This window comes from Brevibacillus sp. RS1.1 (assembly GCF_013284365.1).
Classification (GTDB): Bacteria; Bacillota; Bacilli; order Brevibacillales; family Brevibacillaceae; genus Brevibacillus; species Brevibacillus brevis_D.
In genome coordinates this window covers 240,109-256,700 of sequence record NZ_JABSVA010000001.1, presented here as the reverse complement: position 1 = coordinate 256,700, position 16,592 = coordinate 240,109, and the positions used below count along the sequence as shown (strand labels likewise).

At 43.1% G+C, this 16,592-nt stretch carries 15 protein-coding genes, 1 tRNA gene and 2 pseudogenes; 12 read left to right on the top strand and 6 right to left on the bottom strand.

Features of this window, described 5'->3' with window-relative positions; genetic code table 11:
- From HP570_RS01120 to HP570_RS01070, 11 genes and pseudogenes are all read left to right on the top strand, one after another.
- Complete coding sequence (locus tag HP570_RS01120; protein ID WP_173624654.1) at positions 1–1,044, top strand: BtrH N-terminal domain-containing protein; 1,044 nt, start codon at positions 1–3, stop codon at positions 1,042–1,044.
- 25 nt (positions 1,045–1,069) lie between these two features.
- A complete protein-coding gene (locus HP570_RS01115; RefSeq protein ID WP_064199219.1) occupies positions 1,070–1,306 on the top strand; it encodes a phosphopantetheine-binding protein in 237 nt (78 codons plus the stop codon).
- Positions 1,307–1,371: 65 nt separating this feature from the next.
- Positions 1,372–2,340, top strand: a complete 969-nt coding sequence (sbnA, locus tag HP570_RS01110; protein ID WP_173624653.1) for a 2,3-diaminopropionate biosynthesis protein SbnA — start codon at positions 1,372–1,374, stop codon at positions 2,338–2,340.
- Positions 2,341–2,385: 45 nt separating this feature from the next.
- Positions 2,386–3,354 (top strand): 2,3-diaminopropionate biosynthesis protein SbnB, encoded by a 969-nt coding sequence (gene sbnB / locus HP570_RS01105; protein ID WP_173624652.1) that lies wholly within the window; start codon positions 2,386–2,388, stop codon positions 3,352–3,354.
- Positions 3,355–3,378: 24 nt separating this feature from the next.
- A complete protein-coding gene (locus tag HP570_RS01100; RefSeq protein WP_309139182.1) occupies positions 3,379–4,140 on the top strand; it encodes a ParB N-terminal domain-containing protein in 762 nt (253 codons plus the stop codon).
- A gap of 166 nt (positions 4,141–4,306) precedes the next feature.
- Positions 4,307–7,366: a cyclic peptide edeine export ABC transporter EdeA gene (gene edeA / locus HP570_RS01095; protein ID WP_173624650.1), complete on the top strand. Its 3,060-nt coding sequence runs from the start codon at positions 4,307–4,309 to the stop codon at positions 7,364–7,366.
- 152 nt (positions 7,367–7,518) lie between these two features.
- Positions 7,519–7,592 (top strand) — tRNA-Gly (locus HP570_RS01090).
- Positions 7,593–7,723: 131 nt separating this feature from the next.
- Positions 7,724–8,709: pseudogene (locus tag HP570_RS01085) on the top strand (phosphotransferase).
- A 448-nt stretch (positions 8,710–9,157) separates the two neighbouring features.
- Positions 9,158–9,646 (top strand): MarR family winged helix-turn-helix transcriptional regulator, encoded by a 489-nt coding sequence (locus HP570_RS01080; RefSeq protein WP_173624649.1) that lies wholly within the window; start codon positions 9,158–9,160, stop codon positions 9,644–9,646.
- Positions 9,643–10,614, top strand: a complete 972-nt coding sequence (locus HP570_RS01075) for an acetyl-CoA carboxylase carboxyltransferase subunit alpha (protein WP_173624648.1) — start codon at positions 9,643–9,645, stop codon at positions 10,612–10,614. The genes HP570_RS01080 and HP570_RS01075 overlap by 4 nt, the downstream gene beginning before the upstream one ends.
- Before the next feature lie 282 nt (positions 10,615–10,896).
- Positions 10,897–11,814 carry an aldo/keto reductase gene (locus HP570_RS01070; protein ID WP_173624647.1) on the top strand — a complete coding sequence of 306 codons (918 nt, stop codon included), beginning with the start codon at positions 10,897–10,899 and terminating at the stop codon, positions 11,812–11,814.
- 10 nt (positions 11,815–11,824) lie between these two features.
- Here the strand turns inward: HP570_RS01070 and HP570_RS01065 are convergent.
- From HP570_RS01065 to HP570_RS01045, 5 genes and pseudogenes are all read right to left on the bottom strand, one after another.
- Positions 11,825–12,464: pseudogene (locus tag HP570_RS01065) on the bottom strand (DUF3885 domain-containing protein).
- Positions 12,465–12,495: 31 nt separating this feature from the next.
- Complete coding sequence (locus tag HP570_RS01060; RefSeq protein WP_015891474.1) at positions 12,496–12,888, bottom strand: YkvA family protein; 393 nt, start codon at positions 12,886–12,888, stop codon at positions 12,496–12,498.
- 131 nt (positions 12,889–13,019) lie between these two features.
- Positions 13,020–14,003, bottom strand: coding sequence for a zinc-dependent alcohol dehydrogenase family protein (locus HP570_RS01055; RefSeq protein WP_173624646.1), 984 nt, complete (start codon positions 14,001–14,003; stop codon positions 13,020–13,022).
- Positions 14,004–14,251: 248 nt separating this feature from the next.
- Positions 14,252–14,461, bottom strand: a complete 210-nt coding sequence (locus HP570_RS01050) for a CDGSH iron-sulfur domain-containing protein (RefSeq protein WP_016743559.1) — start codon at positions 14,459–14,461, stop codon at positions 14,252–14,254.
- 326 nt (positions 14,462–14,787) lie between these two features.
- Positions 14,788–15,144, bottom strand: coding sequence for a DoxX family protein (locus tag HP570_RS01045; protein ID WP_173624645.1), 357 nt, complete (start codon positions 15,142–15,144; stop codon positions 14,788–14,790).
- Between the two features lie 221 nt (positions 15,145–15,365).
- Here HP570_RS01045 and HP570_RS01040 point away from each other — a divergent pair, with 221 nt between their 5' ends.
- Positions 15,366–15,695, top strand: a complete 330-nt coding sequence (locus tag HP570_RS01040) for a winged helix-turn-helix transcriptional regulator (RefSeq protein ID WP_015891469.1) — start codon at positions 15,366–15,368, stop codon at positions 15,693–15,695.
- A gap of 83 nt (positions 15,696–15,778) precedes the next feature.
- Here the strand turns inward: HP570_RS01040 and HP570_RS01035 are convergent, their stop codons facing one another.
- A complete protein-coding gene (locus HP570_RS01035) occupies positions 15,779–16,306 on the bottom strand; it encodes an isochorismatase family protein (protein WP_087349961.1) in 528 nt (175 codons plus the stop codon).
- Positions 16,307–16,592 lie beyond the last annotated feature (286 nt).

Here is a 16,592-nt window from a genome sequence, read left to right as displayed (position 1 = left end):
ATGTCACTCATCGAGATTCAACCGAGCAAGCATCCGAACCTGGATTGCATCGGCGCTTCTATCTACACGGTTCTGAAATACTTGAACTTTTCCGCTTTGGAAACAGCTTGGAAGCAGTGTGGTGCCATCTATCTTAAAACGCAAGATTCTCCTTATGGAGATGTAAACGGTCAATACATGAGAACAGTTGCAGAACTGACGTGGATTCACAATATCCGCGTAGAAGGACAGGCTGAACCGGAAAACGACCTGTTTTTGGCAAATATTCAAGAACGTTTGGAACGGGACATACCGACAATCGTCCTCTGCAATATGGCAGAACTCCCGTATAACCCTTATTATCAGGACCTGCCTGAAATGCATAGCATCATTGTCACCGGTAGAGAGGGTAACCAGCTGCTGATCGTCGATGATTACTACCGCTATAAAGGTCTGTTGCCCATCGAGCAATTCTTACTGGCGAGCAACTCTTCCTATCGGGATGCAGGTACAGGTGAATGGTATCCACTCCACAATCGTTCATTTGAATTGGTACTTTCAGATTCCCTGCATCCGACTCACAATCAGTTGCTGGAAGCGGTCAGGAGCAATCTCAGCGTACTTGAGGGTCGTTGCGACATCAATCAAATCAAGCGGGAGTTGGATGTACCCGATGATGTCAACATCGAGGTAGGGCTGAAATCCCTTGATCCTTTTATGAAAGACGTAGAGGCTTTTCTCGCTAGTGGAGTGGAGATTACTGACGATCATCTCGATATCCTTAACCATAGCTTGATCAGCATGGCACAAACACGAGCGATGTATGCCAACGTGCTACAGGTGATCAGTGAGAAGTACGAAAGCTTTGCAGATCTTGCCGAGCTGTATCGTAGTATCGGACATCAATGGAAAATTACGACCAATATGATTTTAAAGGCTTTTGATAGTAATCGCAGTGACATGGTTCATCGTGTTCTGCAAAAAATCAGCAGCATAAAAACGCAGGAATTTGAAGCGGTCACAAGCACAAGAGAAGTACTGGAACGAGTTGGCGTTGTTGTGTAAGCATCTAGCACATGGAGGTACTCCTATGGAAAAGGAAAACGAAGTATACGAGACGCTCCTACAGTTGTTTTCTGAGTACGTGAACGAAAGCGGAGAACTTACGGAGTACATTGATTCATTGACCTTTATCAAGTCGGTCGTAAAGGTTGAAAAAGAGTTTGGTATTGAATTCGATGATGACATGCTCCACTTGGAAAACTTTCAAGATATGAAAACATTGGCAGGTTACATTCAGCAAAAAATGGATGCAAAGACTGCCTGATCAAGGGCCGAGATATATTCAATCGATCGGACGAAGACGGGAAAAAACGGGAGAGAGGGCTCACCATGCTAACGAAAATGATGGCCATTAGTCACATGATTGGCAATACGCCTTTAATCAAACTTGAGCATGAGCACATCAATCTGTTTTGCAAGCTGGAGTACAACAACCTCATGGGAAGTGTAAAAGTGAGGCCCGCCTTTTATATATTACAGGAGGCGATCAAAAGAGGAGAGATTACGCAAGAAACTACCGTAATCGAGTCATCTTCGGGAAATTTTGCTATCGCTTTAGCGACTTTGTGCAAGCAAATCGGAATTAAATTTATTCCAGTCATTGACCCCAATATTAATCCTGTATATGAGAATTTGCTCAGGGTATTTTCTCATGAGGTCGTAAAAGTAACGGACCGTGACGAGACAGGGGGATTTCTCCTAACGCGCATCCAAACTGTCAATCGTTTACTCAATGAGACGAAGAACTCGTTTTGGACCAACCAGTATGGAAATCCGGATAGCGCTCGCGCCCATTACTTCGGACTGGGAGCCGAGATCGGAGACAGCTTCGAGACGTTGGATTATGCGTTTATCGGCGTCAGCTCTGGCGGCACGATTACTGGAATCTCGCAGCGATTGAAAGAACGATATCCGAACGTAAAAATCATTGCGGTCGACACGGCAGGATCCGTGATTTTCGGACAAGAGCCACAAAAACGATACATCCCGGGAATTGGATCAAGCATGCGACCTGACATACTCAAGGGTGCGATCATTGATGAGGTCGTTCATGTTTCGGAGGAGGACACAGTCGAGGCTTGCTATCAGCTTTACACTGAGCATGGCATTTTTGCTGGAGGATCTTCTGGGACTTCCTACTGGGCGATTAAAAACTATTTCAAAGATCAAAAGCATGTAGTCAAGCCTAATGTCGTCTTTTTATGTCCAGACGGTGGTATGCCATATGTCAATACCGTATACAACCAGGAATGGGTTCAGTGGTTGCATCAGCAAAAGCATTCTTTCGTTGGCAATTAAGCAGTGTCCAATAAATCTACTACGATAAGCAGGGTGGGATGTACAATGTTATATCTAAATACGAGTGATATTGAAAAGGTCGGCAAGAATTGGAAGGAAACCATTGATGTTATTGAACATGCTGTGCATTCCTTATACAAGGAAGATTATGCACAGCCAGTTAAACCTTACTTGCGATATCATGACATGGCAAACCGCATTATTGCCATGCCAGCATTTGTAGGCGGAGATACTTACATGGCGGGAATCAAGTGGATTGCCAGTTTCCCGAAAAACCTCCAAGAGGGCATCCAACGCGCGCATTCGATTACGATCCTCAACGAAGCCAGAACGGGTAAGCCTGTGGCAACGATTAATACTGCCCTGGTGAGCGGGATTCGAACGGCTTCTGTTTCCGGTCTTCTCCTCAAGCATTACGAACAAGTACGTCCCCTGCAAAATGTAACGGTCGGAATTATCGGATTTGGTCCGATTGGCAGACTTCATCTACAAATGGTAACGGCCATGTTAGGTGAGAAAATCGACAAGGTGGTTCTCTATGACATTGCGGGTATCCAGCAGGAGCATATTCCGGCTGAGATAAAAGAGAAAACGGTTATCGCGCAAACGTGGGAAGAGGCATACTGCGAGGCAGATGTGTTCATTGCATGCACGGTATCACCGCATGGTTTTATTGACAAGCAACCCAAACGTCACTCTTTGTTGTTAAATGTGTCGTTACGCGATTTTACACCAAAAATCCTCGACTATACCCGCTCCATTATCGTAGATGACTGGACTGAAGTTTGCCGTGAGAACACAGACATCGAGATTATGCATCTGGAAAGAGGATTGCAAAAAGAAGATACCAAATCCATTACAGATATCGTCTGCCTGGACCAGATGAAGGAATTTCCACAAGATGAGCCCATCATGTTTAATCCGATGGGGATGGCGATTTTTGATATCGCCATTGCTGCCTACTATTACAAACAAGCGCTCTCGCAGGGGATCGGAACTCACTTGCAAGACTAACTGGAGGTTACCATTTTGTACGATGTGCTAGCAAATCTAAAACTGGTAGAGTCATCTCGTATTTGTTTGCACGAGTCACATGAAAACAAGCGACTACACAAGACCAGACAGATCATTGAGGAGGAAGGAATTTTGCGACATCCTCCGCTGGCGATTCTCATGCAAAACGGCCAGTATTTGATCATTGATGGTGCACATCGGACCTTTGCTCTTCAAGCGCTTGGGTGCAAACATATCCCCGTACAGGTAGTGGAGCATGAGGATTTTCACTTGGATATGTGGGATCATATTGTGCCAGTCGCTGCATGGTTGCAATCAGTGGAGCAAGATTCTGTGTTTCGATGGGAAACAGAGCGTTTACGAGAAACACCTGTGGCAGAAATGAAGATAGGGAACAACGAACGTTTCTATCTGTATCCAAATGAGAATCGGCAGGATGATGAGTGGCGAATGAAGCTATGGCGTCAACTAGTAGATAGTTACAACTATAGCCATCCGGTGCATCGGCTGCCCACAGGGATGCTCGAATGGCCGGACACAGGAGCTGCCTTGATACGATTCCCGCAAATCAGTTTGGCTGAATTGGAGCGTATCGTATCGGAAGGGCATGTTTTGCCTGCGGGAGTTACCCGTTTTGAGATAGACGGGCGTCTATTAAACTTGTGTATTCCGATTAGCCTATTGAAACAAGAGCAAATCGAGCAAGAACAGTGGGAGCGATTGGTTAAAAAATGGAGAGAAACCTTGCGCCTCTACTCGAAACCCGTGTATATGTGCGATGCGTAATAAGAAACCGTGGCGAGTTTGATTCGCCACGGTTTCTATCCAATCCCAATTGACATCATGTGCTCGTTTTCTTGCGGTTACGGTCTTTCCCACAGACGCAGTGCCTAAAAAGGAGTGGATCATTCTGCAAAAGATCATAGAGGAGTCGAGACGAAAATTAGCGTTTTTGCTAATAAGTTTGGTTCTCGTACTATCTGGCAGTATGCCCGTGTACGCCGAAACAAGCGTTCGACAGGATACGGAAATCGGAACGGCAATCGAACAGCTGGTCAATCAGACCATGGAGTCGGAAAAAATCCCAGGTGCAGCCGTTGTGGTCGTCAAAGAGGGGAAAACCATTTACAAGCAATCGTTTGGTTTCTCTGACACCGAAAAGCAAGAGCCGGTGACTTCTGACACATTGTTTGAAATCGGATCGAACTCCAAAGCATTTACAGCGTTAGCCGTTCACCAGCTTGTCGAGCAAAAACGACTTTCGCTGGACGACCCGGTTCAGAACTATATTCCGTGGTTCAGTGTTACATATAAAGGACAACAGGAAACGATCCTGATTAAGCATTTGCTGCACCATACCAGCGGGATTCCGTTTGAAAGCATTGGCTCCATCCCTATTTCTTCTAGCGAAAATGCGATCGAAGAAACTGTGCGAGCCATCAATCATTCTGAACTGGTACGCAAACCGGGGACCGAGTATGAATACGCCACCATTAATTACGATATCCTGGGCTATGTCGTTGAGAAAGCCACCGGAGAAACGTATGAGCAATATGTACAGCAACAGGTCATTGCCAAATTGGGATTAACCCAAACTTTTTTGAAGGCGCAAGCACCCGTGGAGGGGATGGCAAAAGGGCATAAAATCGAGTTCTTTTCCCCAAAAGTGTATGATGCGCCTGATTATCGTGGAAATACGCCAGCAGGCTATGTCGTTTCCAATGTAAACGATATGGAACGATGGTTGCAGATTCAGCTGGGGTTCGAGGCATCTTCGTTTCCTCCCGAGTTGGTGCGTGCTTCCCAGCTTCCTGATCGTTCGGTAGCTCCTGCTGCAGACGGTTTCTCGTATGCGTCAGGCTGGATGATTTATCAGGATGGTGGAGGACAAATTTCGCACGGCGGAAATAACCCAGCATTTTCTTCGTATATGGTATTTCGTCCAGAAGAAAAGCTGGGCGCCGTCGTTTTGACCAATCTCAATTCGTTGAACGCATCTGTTATCGCCGAAGGGGCCGTCAATCTCGTACTAGGCAAAGAAGCTCCCGTAGTCGTGTCCGACACCAATCTTCAAGCGGATCGCCTGGCAAGCATTTCTCTTGTGATCCTTGGCATCCTTTTGTTGCTACTTGTTGGGGGGATCGTGCAGATTTTCGTACAAGTTTACCGAGGCGAACGAAAACTCGCCGCAAATGCGGGGCGAATCTGTTTTGCATCCTTTGTTGCATTTGTTGTCATGGGCAGTGTTTTGACAGCCGCCTTATACTATTTGCCGGACGTTTTTTTTATGGGCTTACCGTGGACATTCATTGAGGTCTGGCTCCCCATCACCATTTTTTACGCCATGTACGCATTGGTGACAGGACTCGCACTGTTTAATGTCTACATCACACTCATCCGCTTGTTCCCGAAATCGCAAGAAAACTCCATGACGTCTATTGTTATACAGGGGCTTATCAGCGGATTTGGAAATGCGTTGATTATTTTTATGATCAATCTGGCGCTTACTTCTACGAACAAGTTTCACGCATCCATTTTCCTGTATTTTCTCCTGGGTATCTTGTTGTATATCGTTGGGGAGAAAATGATGCGTAGCCGGCTGATTGTCATCACAAATGAAATTGTATACGAAAAAAGAATGGAACTGATCCGCAGAATTTTTCGGACCCCCTATCAAAAGTACGAGACACTTGATAACGGTGAAATATATGCGGGGTTAAATAACGATACGGAAACGATTAGTACGTTCGCCAATAGTGTCGTCGTGGCACTGACGAGTGCGGTTACACTCGTGTTTTGCTTCATTTATCTGGGCTCGCTGGATCTATACGGATTTTTGTTTTGCTTAGCGGTCATTTTTGTGGCAGTAGGCTTGTATACGTTGGCAGGTCGCTTTGCAAACAAAGTATGGGAGGAAACCCGAGACATCCAAAATGTGTTTTTCTCCTATATTACCGATATGATCGGAGGCTTCAAGGAGCTGTATCTGACGCAGGCGCAACGAAAAGAATTCGAAGCAGACATGGAAAGAAGCTGCTCTGACTATCGACATAAGAAATCAGCGGGCCAATTTAAATTTGTGAACGTGTATTTGATTGGGGAATTGCTTTTCGTTGTGGTAATCGGCACGGTTGCCTTTTTATTCCCGGTCCTATTCCCTTCGCTTCAAAAAGAGATGCTGATTAGTTATGTGTTTGTCTTTCTGTATATGACAGGGCCTGTTCACGGTATTTTGAATGCAGTACCGGAGCTGATTCGGATCAAGATCAGCTGGCAGCGACTAAATGCGTTGCTTGATTCCTTATCAGTGGAAACGAGAAGAGAAGAGGAGAGCTTAGCTGAGCGGAATGTGCAAGATTTTGAGTCGTTTTCAACGGAACAGGTACGTTTCCGATACAAAAACAAGGAGGGAGAAGAGTTTTCCGTAGGACCGCTGGACTTCTCCTGCCAAAAAGGGGAAATCGTCTTCATTGTTGGTGGGAACGGCAGCGGGAAGTCAACATTTGCCAAGCTAATCACCGGATTGTATGAGCAGGATGAGGGCGAGTTTTTCATGAATGGCCAAAAAGTGAATGCTGATCAACGCTGCGAATTTTTCTCTGCGATTTTCAGTGATTTCTACCTATTTGAGAAGATGTACGGAATCGATTACCAAGCGAAGCAAGAAGAAGTGAACAAATATTTAGAGGTGCTTCGCATCGCTGACAAAGTAGAAGTGGATAAAACGGGAACGTTTAGCACGACGAAGCTGTCTACGGGTCAGCGTAAACGTCTTGCCTTAATGCTCAGTCTGGTAAGAAACCGACCTATTTTCCTCTTTGACGAGTGGGCAGCAGACCAAGATCCTGAGTATCGTCAATTCTTTTATGAATCCTTGCTGCCAGAAATGAAAAGACAGGGGAAATGTGTCATCGCGATCACACACGACGATCGCTACTTCCATCTTGCTGATCAGGTAGTGAAAATGGAGAGTGGACGAATTATTTCGCAGCAAACGTTTGCGCATGCCTGATGGAAAAACAAGCAGAGAAGACCGGACGGGGACGATACCCGGCGGTCTTTTCTTGTAGGAGTGGCACGGCTCCCTTCGATTGGAAATACTAGACAAATAATTCAGACAGGTTTATAATTGGAAGCAGCTGGAATGGAATGCGGTAACATCATGCGGGTGTAGTTCAATGGTAGAACTCCGGCTTCCCAAGCCTGCGGCGTGGGTTCGATTCCCATCACCCGCTCCATACGAAATGGTAGAAAAGCCTTTGATATCAAGGGCTTTTCTTGTTTTTGTAGCAATGTTTGCAGAAAAACACGATTGGAAGCGAAACTTTTAAGTAGTTCATACAATTAAACTGTAAGTAGAGGTGGTCAAATGGAGTCCATATTGACAGAGGAATTGATATTGGAAGACTTAATTAGAGCTTCCCATCATTTTTTTGGATTGGAAGTAATTGAATCCAGTCCAATAAAACGTGGTTGGTTAAACCTGAAATGGAGAGTCACGACTGAATCAGGGCAATTCTTACTTAAACAATTCAATAAAGAACGATTTAAGCTGTATAATCCTGAGGATCTAAAGTTTGCATTTTCTCAACAGGTTCGATTAAAAATCAAGGCCTTGAATGTCCTAATCTTTTATCACACGATGAAAGTATACTGCTTGAATCAGATAAAGGAGAACTCTTTATTGTCATGGAATATTGCCAGGGCAAACTAATCTCGCCAGGTAAAGCTAATGCACATCAAGTATACAATCTAGGTCGAGCAACTGGAAAAATGCATCGATTGTTAAACGACGGGACACTTGGTTCTAAAGATACCCCCCAATTTGTTCCTCCAAGCCGTGAAGAGCGTTTAGCACATTGGAAATCAGTTTTGAAAAAGGCGAGGGAAGCTGGGAAGATCGAATTGCTTGATGATATAGAGACACAACTTAAAGCAACTGAAGAAATGAATATTGAAAACCTTGAAATACTTTCTACTGGGTGGGCACATCGTGACCTCTGGGTCGATAATATTTTATTTGATCATAATCGATTAACTGCAATACTAGATTTTGATCGACTGAAATATGATTATCCTCAACTTGATGTTGCACGGGCAGTTATGTCATGTGCCTTAGGTGATTATTTTGACGTTTCCCTGGCTTCAGCGTTTATTGAGGGATACAGTGAGGAACGTACCGTTATGGATGGTTACTTAACAAATTCATTGCAGTTGTTGTGGTATATGGAAAGCCCATGGTGGATTCATTCTAACATGGACCAACATAGTGTACCTCCGGCTCGTTTTGCAAAGGAAATGATTTGGCTCGCTAACAATCATAAAAATATGTCCACACTTTTAGGGAATATCTAGCTAAAGAAAGTGATCATGAAAAACGAACCGACTTTTTGCCGTTTAAATGGTTCAATAAACACAACAGTTAGCTTTAATAATCTGTTGTGTTTATTTATTATCAAATACCCTACCAGTCTTTCATAGTCAATAATGACCGCATATTATTTCGTTTTTGGATTTATTCAACTAACAGGCAGGATAATACAACAGCCGTGTTTATCGCAAGGGTTTTTCCAATGTCTACATTAATGGGTGCACTTCAACCGAAACACATTGGCTGCTTAGGCTTTTTTAGTTCCGTCTACTTGACAGGGGTAAGAGACGGTCGACTGGTAATCCAAAATGGTTTTCTTTGGATGTGAAATAAGGCGGTAACTTGTTATTACATCAATTTCATGTATAATGCAATTAATGCATGATACATATTATGCGCAAGACACTAGTTGAGGGGAGTAATTAATTTCTTATGAATAGAGAAGATGCCTTGAAACTAAGAACAGATATTAAAAAATTTATTAGAATGACTGGAATTCTCGAACCAGAAAGAATTCCAAAAGATCTGTTTGAAAAACCTTTGTCGGTTTCCCAAATGATGGCGTTAGAAGAACTAGAGCTCAAGAAATTAACTATTTGGGAATTAGCTAACAAGCTTAAATTAGAACAATCATCAGTAAGTAGATTAGTAGACAAGTTGGTAAAAAATGAGCTTATTTGCCGTGAAGTAAATGAAAATAACAGAAGGGAAGTTTATCTACATCTCACAGAAAAAGGTAAAATAACGGTTGCTTCTTTACGGGAACAATCGATTCATTTTTATCAAGGAATTCTCAATGATTTATCAGAAGCTGAACGGAAAACAGTTGTCAATGGCTTTGAACTCTTAATCAACTCGATAGCTAAATCCGCTTCCTTAAAAAGGAATGGAAAATCGTATATAGAAGGAGGCAATGAATGAGTTTAGATTTTGAAGGGCCAATTATAGAATTAAAAGAAAAAATCGATGAATTACAGAAGTATATGGAAAAAAATGATCTCGATTTATCTTCAGAAATTCATGCATTAAAAGAACGATTAAAAGTAATGCAATCTGAAATTTATACGAATATTTCACCATTTCAACGAGTTCAAATTGCTCGGCTTCGTAACCGGCCTACAACATTGGACTATATTCCGTTATTGTTTACAGATTTTATCGAACTTCATGGCGATCGACTTTATGGAGATGATAAAGCAATAATCGGTGGAATTGCGAAATATAAAGGCATGCCTGTTACGATTATTGGTCACCAAAGAGGTAGGAACACAAAGGAAAGCATAGAAAGAAATTTTGGAATGGCACACCCAGAAGGTTATAGAAAAGCTTTACGCCTTATGAAGCAAGCTGAAAAGTTTAATCGCCCTATTATTACATTCATTGATACTTCAGGTGCTTATCCGGGGAGAGAATCTGAAGAACGTGGAATTTCTGAGGCAATAGCTCGTAATTTATTTGAAATGGTAACACTTAGAGTACCGATTGTTTGTATTGTAATAGGAGAAGCATCAAGTGGTGGAGCCCTTGGGATTAGTATCGGTAACCATATTCATATGCTAGATAACTCGTGGTACTCGGTTATTTCACCGGAAGGAGCGGCATCGATATTATGGAAAGATGCTAAGTATGCTCCAAAAGCGGCTGAATACATGAAAATTACAGCAAAAGAATTGAAGCATTTAGGAATTATTGATCAAATCATTCCTGAAGTGAAAGGTGGAGCACAAAATGATATAAAATGGCAGGCGGAAATGGTTGAATCTGTCATCGAATCATCTCTAAAAGAATTGGTACGATTGTCTCCAGAAGAGCTTACGCAACACCGATATGAAAAGTATAGAGAGATGGGGAAAATTGGAATCATAAACGGAACTAATGAGGAAAAATAGTGAAGATTGAAAGGAAAGGTAAATACGCTTTTCTGTGAGGTGAAATGCTTTATTTTCTCTGAACAGAAGAAACAAGGGTGTACAGGGAAGTTACACCAAACAAAGTCCTTCCATGGGAAGGACTTTTTATTTGTACATTCACCTTATCCATCTCGAGCTCCATTCCCGCAGGATTCTCAGTCTTGTGAGTAGAATAAACCAATGAGCACGCATGAAAATCCGCTTTAACAAGCCGTCCTTTCTTGTTGGTACCAGTTGAAAAAATAGAATCGGAGGATTGACATGAGAACCATACCACTCGGCACGAGCACGTTAGAGGTACCTGTTATCGCAATCGGTTGCATGAGAATAGGCTCACTAGACAAGCTGCAAGCAGAGAGCTTCGTACAAACGGCGCTTGAAGAAGGGGCGAACTTCTTCGACCATGCAGATATTTATGGAAAAGGCAGTTGTGAGGAAGTATTTGCAGAAGCGATTCAGATGAGTCCTTGCGTTCGCGAGCGTATCCTGTTGCAATCGAAATGTGGTATTCGGCCCGGTATGTTCGACTTTTCCAAAGAGCATATTTTGAATGCGGTAGATGGCATTCTAAAGCGTTTAAAAACTGAATATTTGGATGTTTTGCTGTTGCACCGTCCTGACACGCTTGTCGAACCGGAAGAAGTAGCGGAAGCGTTCGATCTTTTGGAAAGCACGGGTAAAGTACGCCACTTTGGCGTTTCTAATCAGAATCCGATGCAGATCCAGTTGTTACACAAATATGTGAAGCAACCAATCGTCGCTAACCAGTTGCAGCTCAGTATTATGAACGCGACGATGATCTCACAAGGCTTCAACGTCAATATGGAGAGCAACTCGGCTGTGAACCGAGATGGCAGTGTACTCGACTTCTGTAGGCTGCATGATATTACCATTCAGCCTTGGTCGCCATTCCAGCATGGATTCTTCGAGGGGTCTTTTCTTGGAAACGAGAAATTTCCTGAGTTGAACAAAAAAGTCGACGAAATTGCAGCTAGATATGAGGTATCCAACACGACAATCGCCATCGCTTGGCTGCTACGGCACCCGGCGAACATGCAACCTGTCATTGGCACGACGAATATCGACCGAATGAAAGATTGCGTGAAAGCCGCCCATATTCGTTTGACGCGAGAAGAGTGGTATGACATCTATCGTGCTGCCGGAAATGTGTTGCCATAACGGCTTCCATTTACGAAAATACCTGATCGATCTTGGCTCTGTCATAGTCTAAAATCCAATGCGAATAGCTTTCATAAATCCCTCTGATTGTTTCAGGAGAAGTGGCTAATAAATCACAGCCTCGATCGTCATAGATGTGAAAGATGGTTTGTTTGCTCGTATTGATAATGTAGACCCGGTGAAAAATATGTGGTTGTAATCCCATGTCCTGACGGCAGATTGCTTTTATCATCGGAACAAATGAAAAGTCCGATGTCTTACTTCAAGGCGAATCGATGCGTTCGATAGGCTTCATTCTCATCGTCTTCTGGAAAAACAAAAGGGATAGTGTGTTGTTGCAGCTTATACAAAAGGGATTTGTTCTTCACATATTTGGAAAAGACGTTCAATTTACGCTTGAAAGCTCCACCGTCTCCAAAATCGTTTACATCCACTACAATATAAATGTCATCGTTAGGTGCATGTAAAGTCTTACATAAAGTAATCGCTCGCGTATAAACCCCCTGTAAATAGGGGCAATTTTCATAAACGTTATGGTAATGGTAGTCCACGCCCAGTTCAAAACGGATTCCGATATCCCAGTTATAAAACAATGGTGGTCTAAGCATTAACGTTGGAAATGTATGGCGTAAATACTCGTGAAACGTCATCAAAGCACCTCTCTATTAAAATGGATGAAAGCTATTCCTGTAAAAATTCTTTTTGTTTCCACTCTTTGTATAGAGTAAGGTCGCTGCTCACTTGTCGAAACACCAGTCCAATGATTGTCGCGTCATCTAGTAAACCAACAACGGGAATAAAATCTGTGATGGCGTCTACGGGTGAAACAAAGTACAAAATCCCGCCAATAATCATCAAGATGGATTTAACCGGGATTGTTCGGTATTTACCACTCGTCCAATCACCGAAAATACTAAAGAGTAGCTGTAAATTCTCCCAAACATCACCGATCGCTTTTTTATCAGCTTTTTTCATTGCTTTTTTTAGGAGATGAGAAGCTTTTTCTTTATCGTTCAGATATTCAGAGGCTTTGGATTCATAATTTTTAAGAAACGTCTTTTCATGTTTAGCCATAGTGCCCCCTATGTTTCGTTGAAGCCAAAAAGGGCGAGAACACGGTCATTTTTGGCTTCGGTGTTTTTGAAACCGCTTATAATCCTTGAGGTGCTGCATGATGGATCGTTCCCAGCGTCTTTTTCTGGTGTTTACACCAAGATGACTTTCCCCGTACGATGACGGCTCTCCGCAAATTGCACGGCCTCTTTTACATCCTGCAAAGCAAATTTTTCTCCAGGTGCAGCTATAAGGAGCTTCCCATTCTGAACGAGCTCGATGACTTTCTCAAACGTTTCGTGCCAGGTAGACAAGGAAACGCGTTGATTCCAGTGGCGCAATAAAAATAGTTGTGGGAGAACGCCAAGCTCTTTCGAGATGATCGACCAATCCACTTGAACTCCCGATAAAAGGCCTAATGACAAGAAAATCCCGCCAGCACGTGTAGACTTCGCCAGCTCTAAACCATCAGGTCCGCCAATGGAATCAATAGACGCATGTGCACCTTGTCCGTTCGTGACACTCATGATGGCATCATAGATAGACACATGTGAACTGTCGATGACATGCCATGCCCCAAGCTCCATCAACTCCTCGGTATATCTTGCGTTTCGGACGATAGCGATTACCTGAAAACCAAAAAGAGCGGATAGTTGAATAAACAAGCGGCCAATGGCTGAGTTAGCTGCATTGACTAACAAAACCTGCTGAGAAGACAGTTGAAGGGTCTCCATGCAGATGACCCACGCAGTAATGGGGTTGATATACAACCGACTGGCGATATCATCTGGGATCGAATCAGGTACCTCAATGGCTAGCTCGGCAGTCGTTTTGACGTAATCTTGCCATGTACCCTCACCGCGCAATGGCAGAACACGTTTCCCGATAAGAGAGCGTTGAGCAAAAGGACCTGTATCAATAACGGTACCAACCCCCTCATACCCAGGAATAGCGGGGAGGTTGATGCGATGCTTGTAAGCACCACGAATCGGGATGATGTCAGAAGGGTTAATAGGACGTGCGCTCATTTTCACCAAAATTTCATCTTGCTTCAACGGTTCAATTAGCCGTTGTTCAACCTTCAATACTTTATGGGGCTCACCAAATTGATCGTAACGTACTGTTTGTGCATACATGTTTGTGTACTCCTAACTTTGTCAGCCATAACTGACGAAGGAAAGTGTTTCGTCATTGCGTATATGGGATCGGAATGTCTTTATCTTAGGTATAAAAAATAACCCCCGTCAATCAAAACGAGAATACAAAAAAGAACAGATACGTGATCGGAGCGCTTTTCAAAATTATACCAGTACTTCTATGAGGAAACAATTTGATAGAAAAAGCGATTGATAAAAGAAAAAGAGCGCATCTGCGCTCTTTCGGATCATTCTTTTGCTCGTGGTGCACTTTCAAAGCCTACTTTTTTATGCGTGCCATCACAGAACGGTTTTTTCTCGGATTGACCGCATCGACAGAGTGAAAAAGATGAACCGACTTCATACTTGTCACCTGCTCCATCCAGTAACTCAACTGCACCGGTAACACGAATTGATCCATTGTCGTTAATCTTGATGGTTACTTTTTCTTGATCCACATGTCATCCCTCCTTTTTTACTATCTTTACCTACTATGATTTCGGGCAGAAGGGTATGTGGTAAATAATTATTCTCTACATGGGAAGAGCCTGTCACAGCGATAGTGAACTTGCTGGTGGAACAATGCAAATTGGTGTTGAAATCAGGACAAGGTACGGTTATTTTTAGCAGGGAAAGGGTTTTGTCTCATGACGATTTCAATGGATAACTTAGAGTCAGATCCTCCTACACTTTATAAAGAAGCATTTGTAAACGAGTGAGCTTGAAAAAAAAGCGAGAGGTCGTCAGCTCCTCACCTGGTTACGGGTGGGAACTGGCGGCCTTGTTAGCGAGCAGAAGGATTAAATCGGCGTAGACCGATCAGCAAGAAAATAAAGAGTAAGACAAGCGGAATCGCTACAGTAGATGTGTCACCATGTAAAAGCAGAGTGACTGTAGCACCAAGCATAATGATTGCGAGTGTATAGGCAGCGTAACGCGCATACTTTTTCATCAATAAACCCAGTCCGCCGAGCACTTCTCCCAAACCGATTACAACTTGGAACCAAAGGGGAAACCCGAATCCTTGGAAAGCGAGTGTGGTCTCTGGATGACCAATCAGCTTGTAAATACCAGAGGAAACGAACATCAAGCACAATCCTACAATCATTACCCATTTTGCAAACATACGCAGACTTTTCACACTGAAATCCTCCAATCGTTTCGTTGTTGGATTCAGTATAAGCCGTCATTTATGACATCTTTTGTCATATAGCAATGACTGAACGTTTTGGATCGTAGTTGAAGGTAATTCCTCCATTTCGTAAGCTGATTTGAGTATAATAGGATGGAGATATAGCCGAAAAGTAGATAATTTCCGGGAACCAGGTGTACACAAAGGTACCAAACCATCGGGAAAAAAGCATGGAGGAATGCGATATTCAAACGAAACAATATAACGTACCCGTTGAAGCGACATTGGAAGTAATTGGTGGGAAGTGGAAGGTTGTTATTCTTTGTTTGTTAAAAGAAGGTACGAAAAGATTCGGTGAGTTGCATCGATATATGCCTAGCGCATCGAAAAAGATGCTGACCCAACAGCTACGAGAGCTCGAAGAAGATGGATTGGTCAACCGATCCGTCTATCATCAGGTTCCTTTAAAAGTGGAATATTCACTTACGGAGCAAGGAGAGAGCTTGCGGACGATCTTGAATCTGATGTGCGAGTGGGGCGAAGCGCGTATTCATAAATAAAATGATACATAGGAAAAACCCGCCATTTCATCCACAATGGAATATCGATGGCAAGCCCTTGTATAACAGATATGCGCTACTCATCACTTGTATTTTTCAGCGTACTCGGCGTAGTTTACTACTTCGATGACACTCGACCAACGAAGAACGGTTCCTACAAACCGTTTAATGTCTAAACCTTGCATGTCGTATGATTCGGCCGTATTTGTTGTTCCAGTTGCGTCCTTAATAAACGTCACCTTATATCCGCGATCATAGGCAGCGATCGCCGTAAACATACAACAAAATTCCGTCTCAAAACCGATTATAAAAAGATGCTCGACCCCTAAGTTTTCTAAAGTTTGTGTGAGCTCTGTTTGGAAGAAGGAACTAGGGGTTTGCTTCTCGATCAAGTAGTCGGAATAGTCTTTAAATGGAGGGTGTATTTCAGAACCGATAGAGCTTCTATTCAGTGGACTTTCTTCTGCAGCATCGATATGTCTGATAAAAATGACAGGACGATTGCTCTCTTTAAAATCCTTAATTACTTGTTCCATCAAAAAAAGTTCCTCTTTGTAATCCCCACCATTCACAATTCCGCTTTGCACATCAATGACTAAGAGTGCGTTCATTGCTTCACCTTCCTTCAATCATGTAGATAAATCATTCGGTAGGAAAGCGTGTACTTCCTGCAAAGTAAATACCATGAGATAATGAAGGAAATTCAAGTACTTCATCCGTGTTTCCCAATTTTTAGCCACACAAGGCTCTTCTTCCACGAGTGAAATACCGGAAATGGGAACGGTTTCCGTCTTGCATGTCGTCAATGAAGTGCGAATTAAGCTAGGGTAGTATGGATTTTCATTGGAAACAAGCTGTTGACCAACTCGCATTCACGGCCTCGACTAGTACAGTTCG

Excerpts from the sequence above, each read along its gene's own strand:
- HP570_RS01120 (WP_173624654.1), top strand. The coding sequence starts at position 1 with ATGTCACTCATCGAGATTCAACCGAGCAAGCATCCGAACCTGGATTGC.
- HP570_RS01115 (WP_064199219.1), top strand. The coding sequence starts at position 1,070 with ATGGAAAAGGAAAACGAAGTATACGAGACGCTCCTACAGTTGTTTTCT.
- sbnA (WP_173624653.1), top strand. The coding sequence starts at position 1,372 with ATGCTAACGAAAATGATGGCCATTAGTCACATGATTGGCAATACGCCT.
- sbnB (WP_173624652.1), top strand. The coding sequence starts at position 2,386 with ATGTTATATCTAAATACGAGTGATATTGAAAAGGTCGGCAAGAATTGG.
- HP570_RS01080 (WP_173624649.1), top strand. The coding sequence starts at position 9,158 with ATGAATAGAGAAGATGCCTTGAAACTAAGAACAGATATTAAAAAATTT.
- HP570_RS01075 (WP_173624648.1), top strand. The coding sequence starts at position 9,643 with ATGAGTTTAGATTTTGAAGGGCCAATTATAGAATTAAAAGAAAAAATC.
- HP570_RS01070 (WP_173624647.1), top strand. The coding sequence starts at position 10,897 with ATGAGAACCATACCACTCGGCACGAGCACGTTAGAGGTACCTGTTATC.
- HP570_RS01060 (WP_015891474.1), bottom strand. The coding sequence starts at position 12,888 with ATGGCTAAACATGAAAAGACGTTTCTTAAAAATTATGAATCCAAAGCC.
- HP570_RS01055 (WP_173624646.1), bottom strand. The coding sequence starts at position 14,003 with ATGTATGCACAAACAGTACGTTACGATCAATTTGGTGAGCCCCATAAA.
- HP570_RS01040 (WP_015891469.1), top strand. The coding sequence starts at position 15,366 with ATGGAGGAATGCGATATTCAAACGAAACAATATAACGTACCCGTTGAA.
- HP570_RS01035 (WP_087349961.1), bottom strand. The coding sequence starts at position 16,306 with ATGAACGCACTCTTAGTCATTGATGTGCAAAGCGGAATTGTGAATGGT.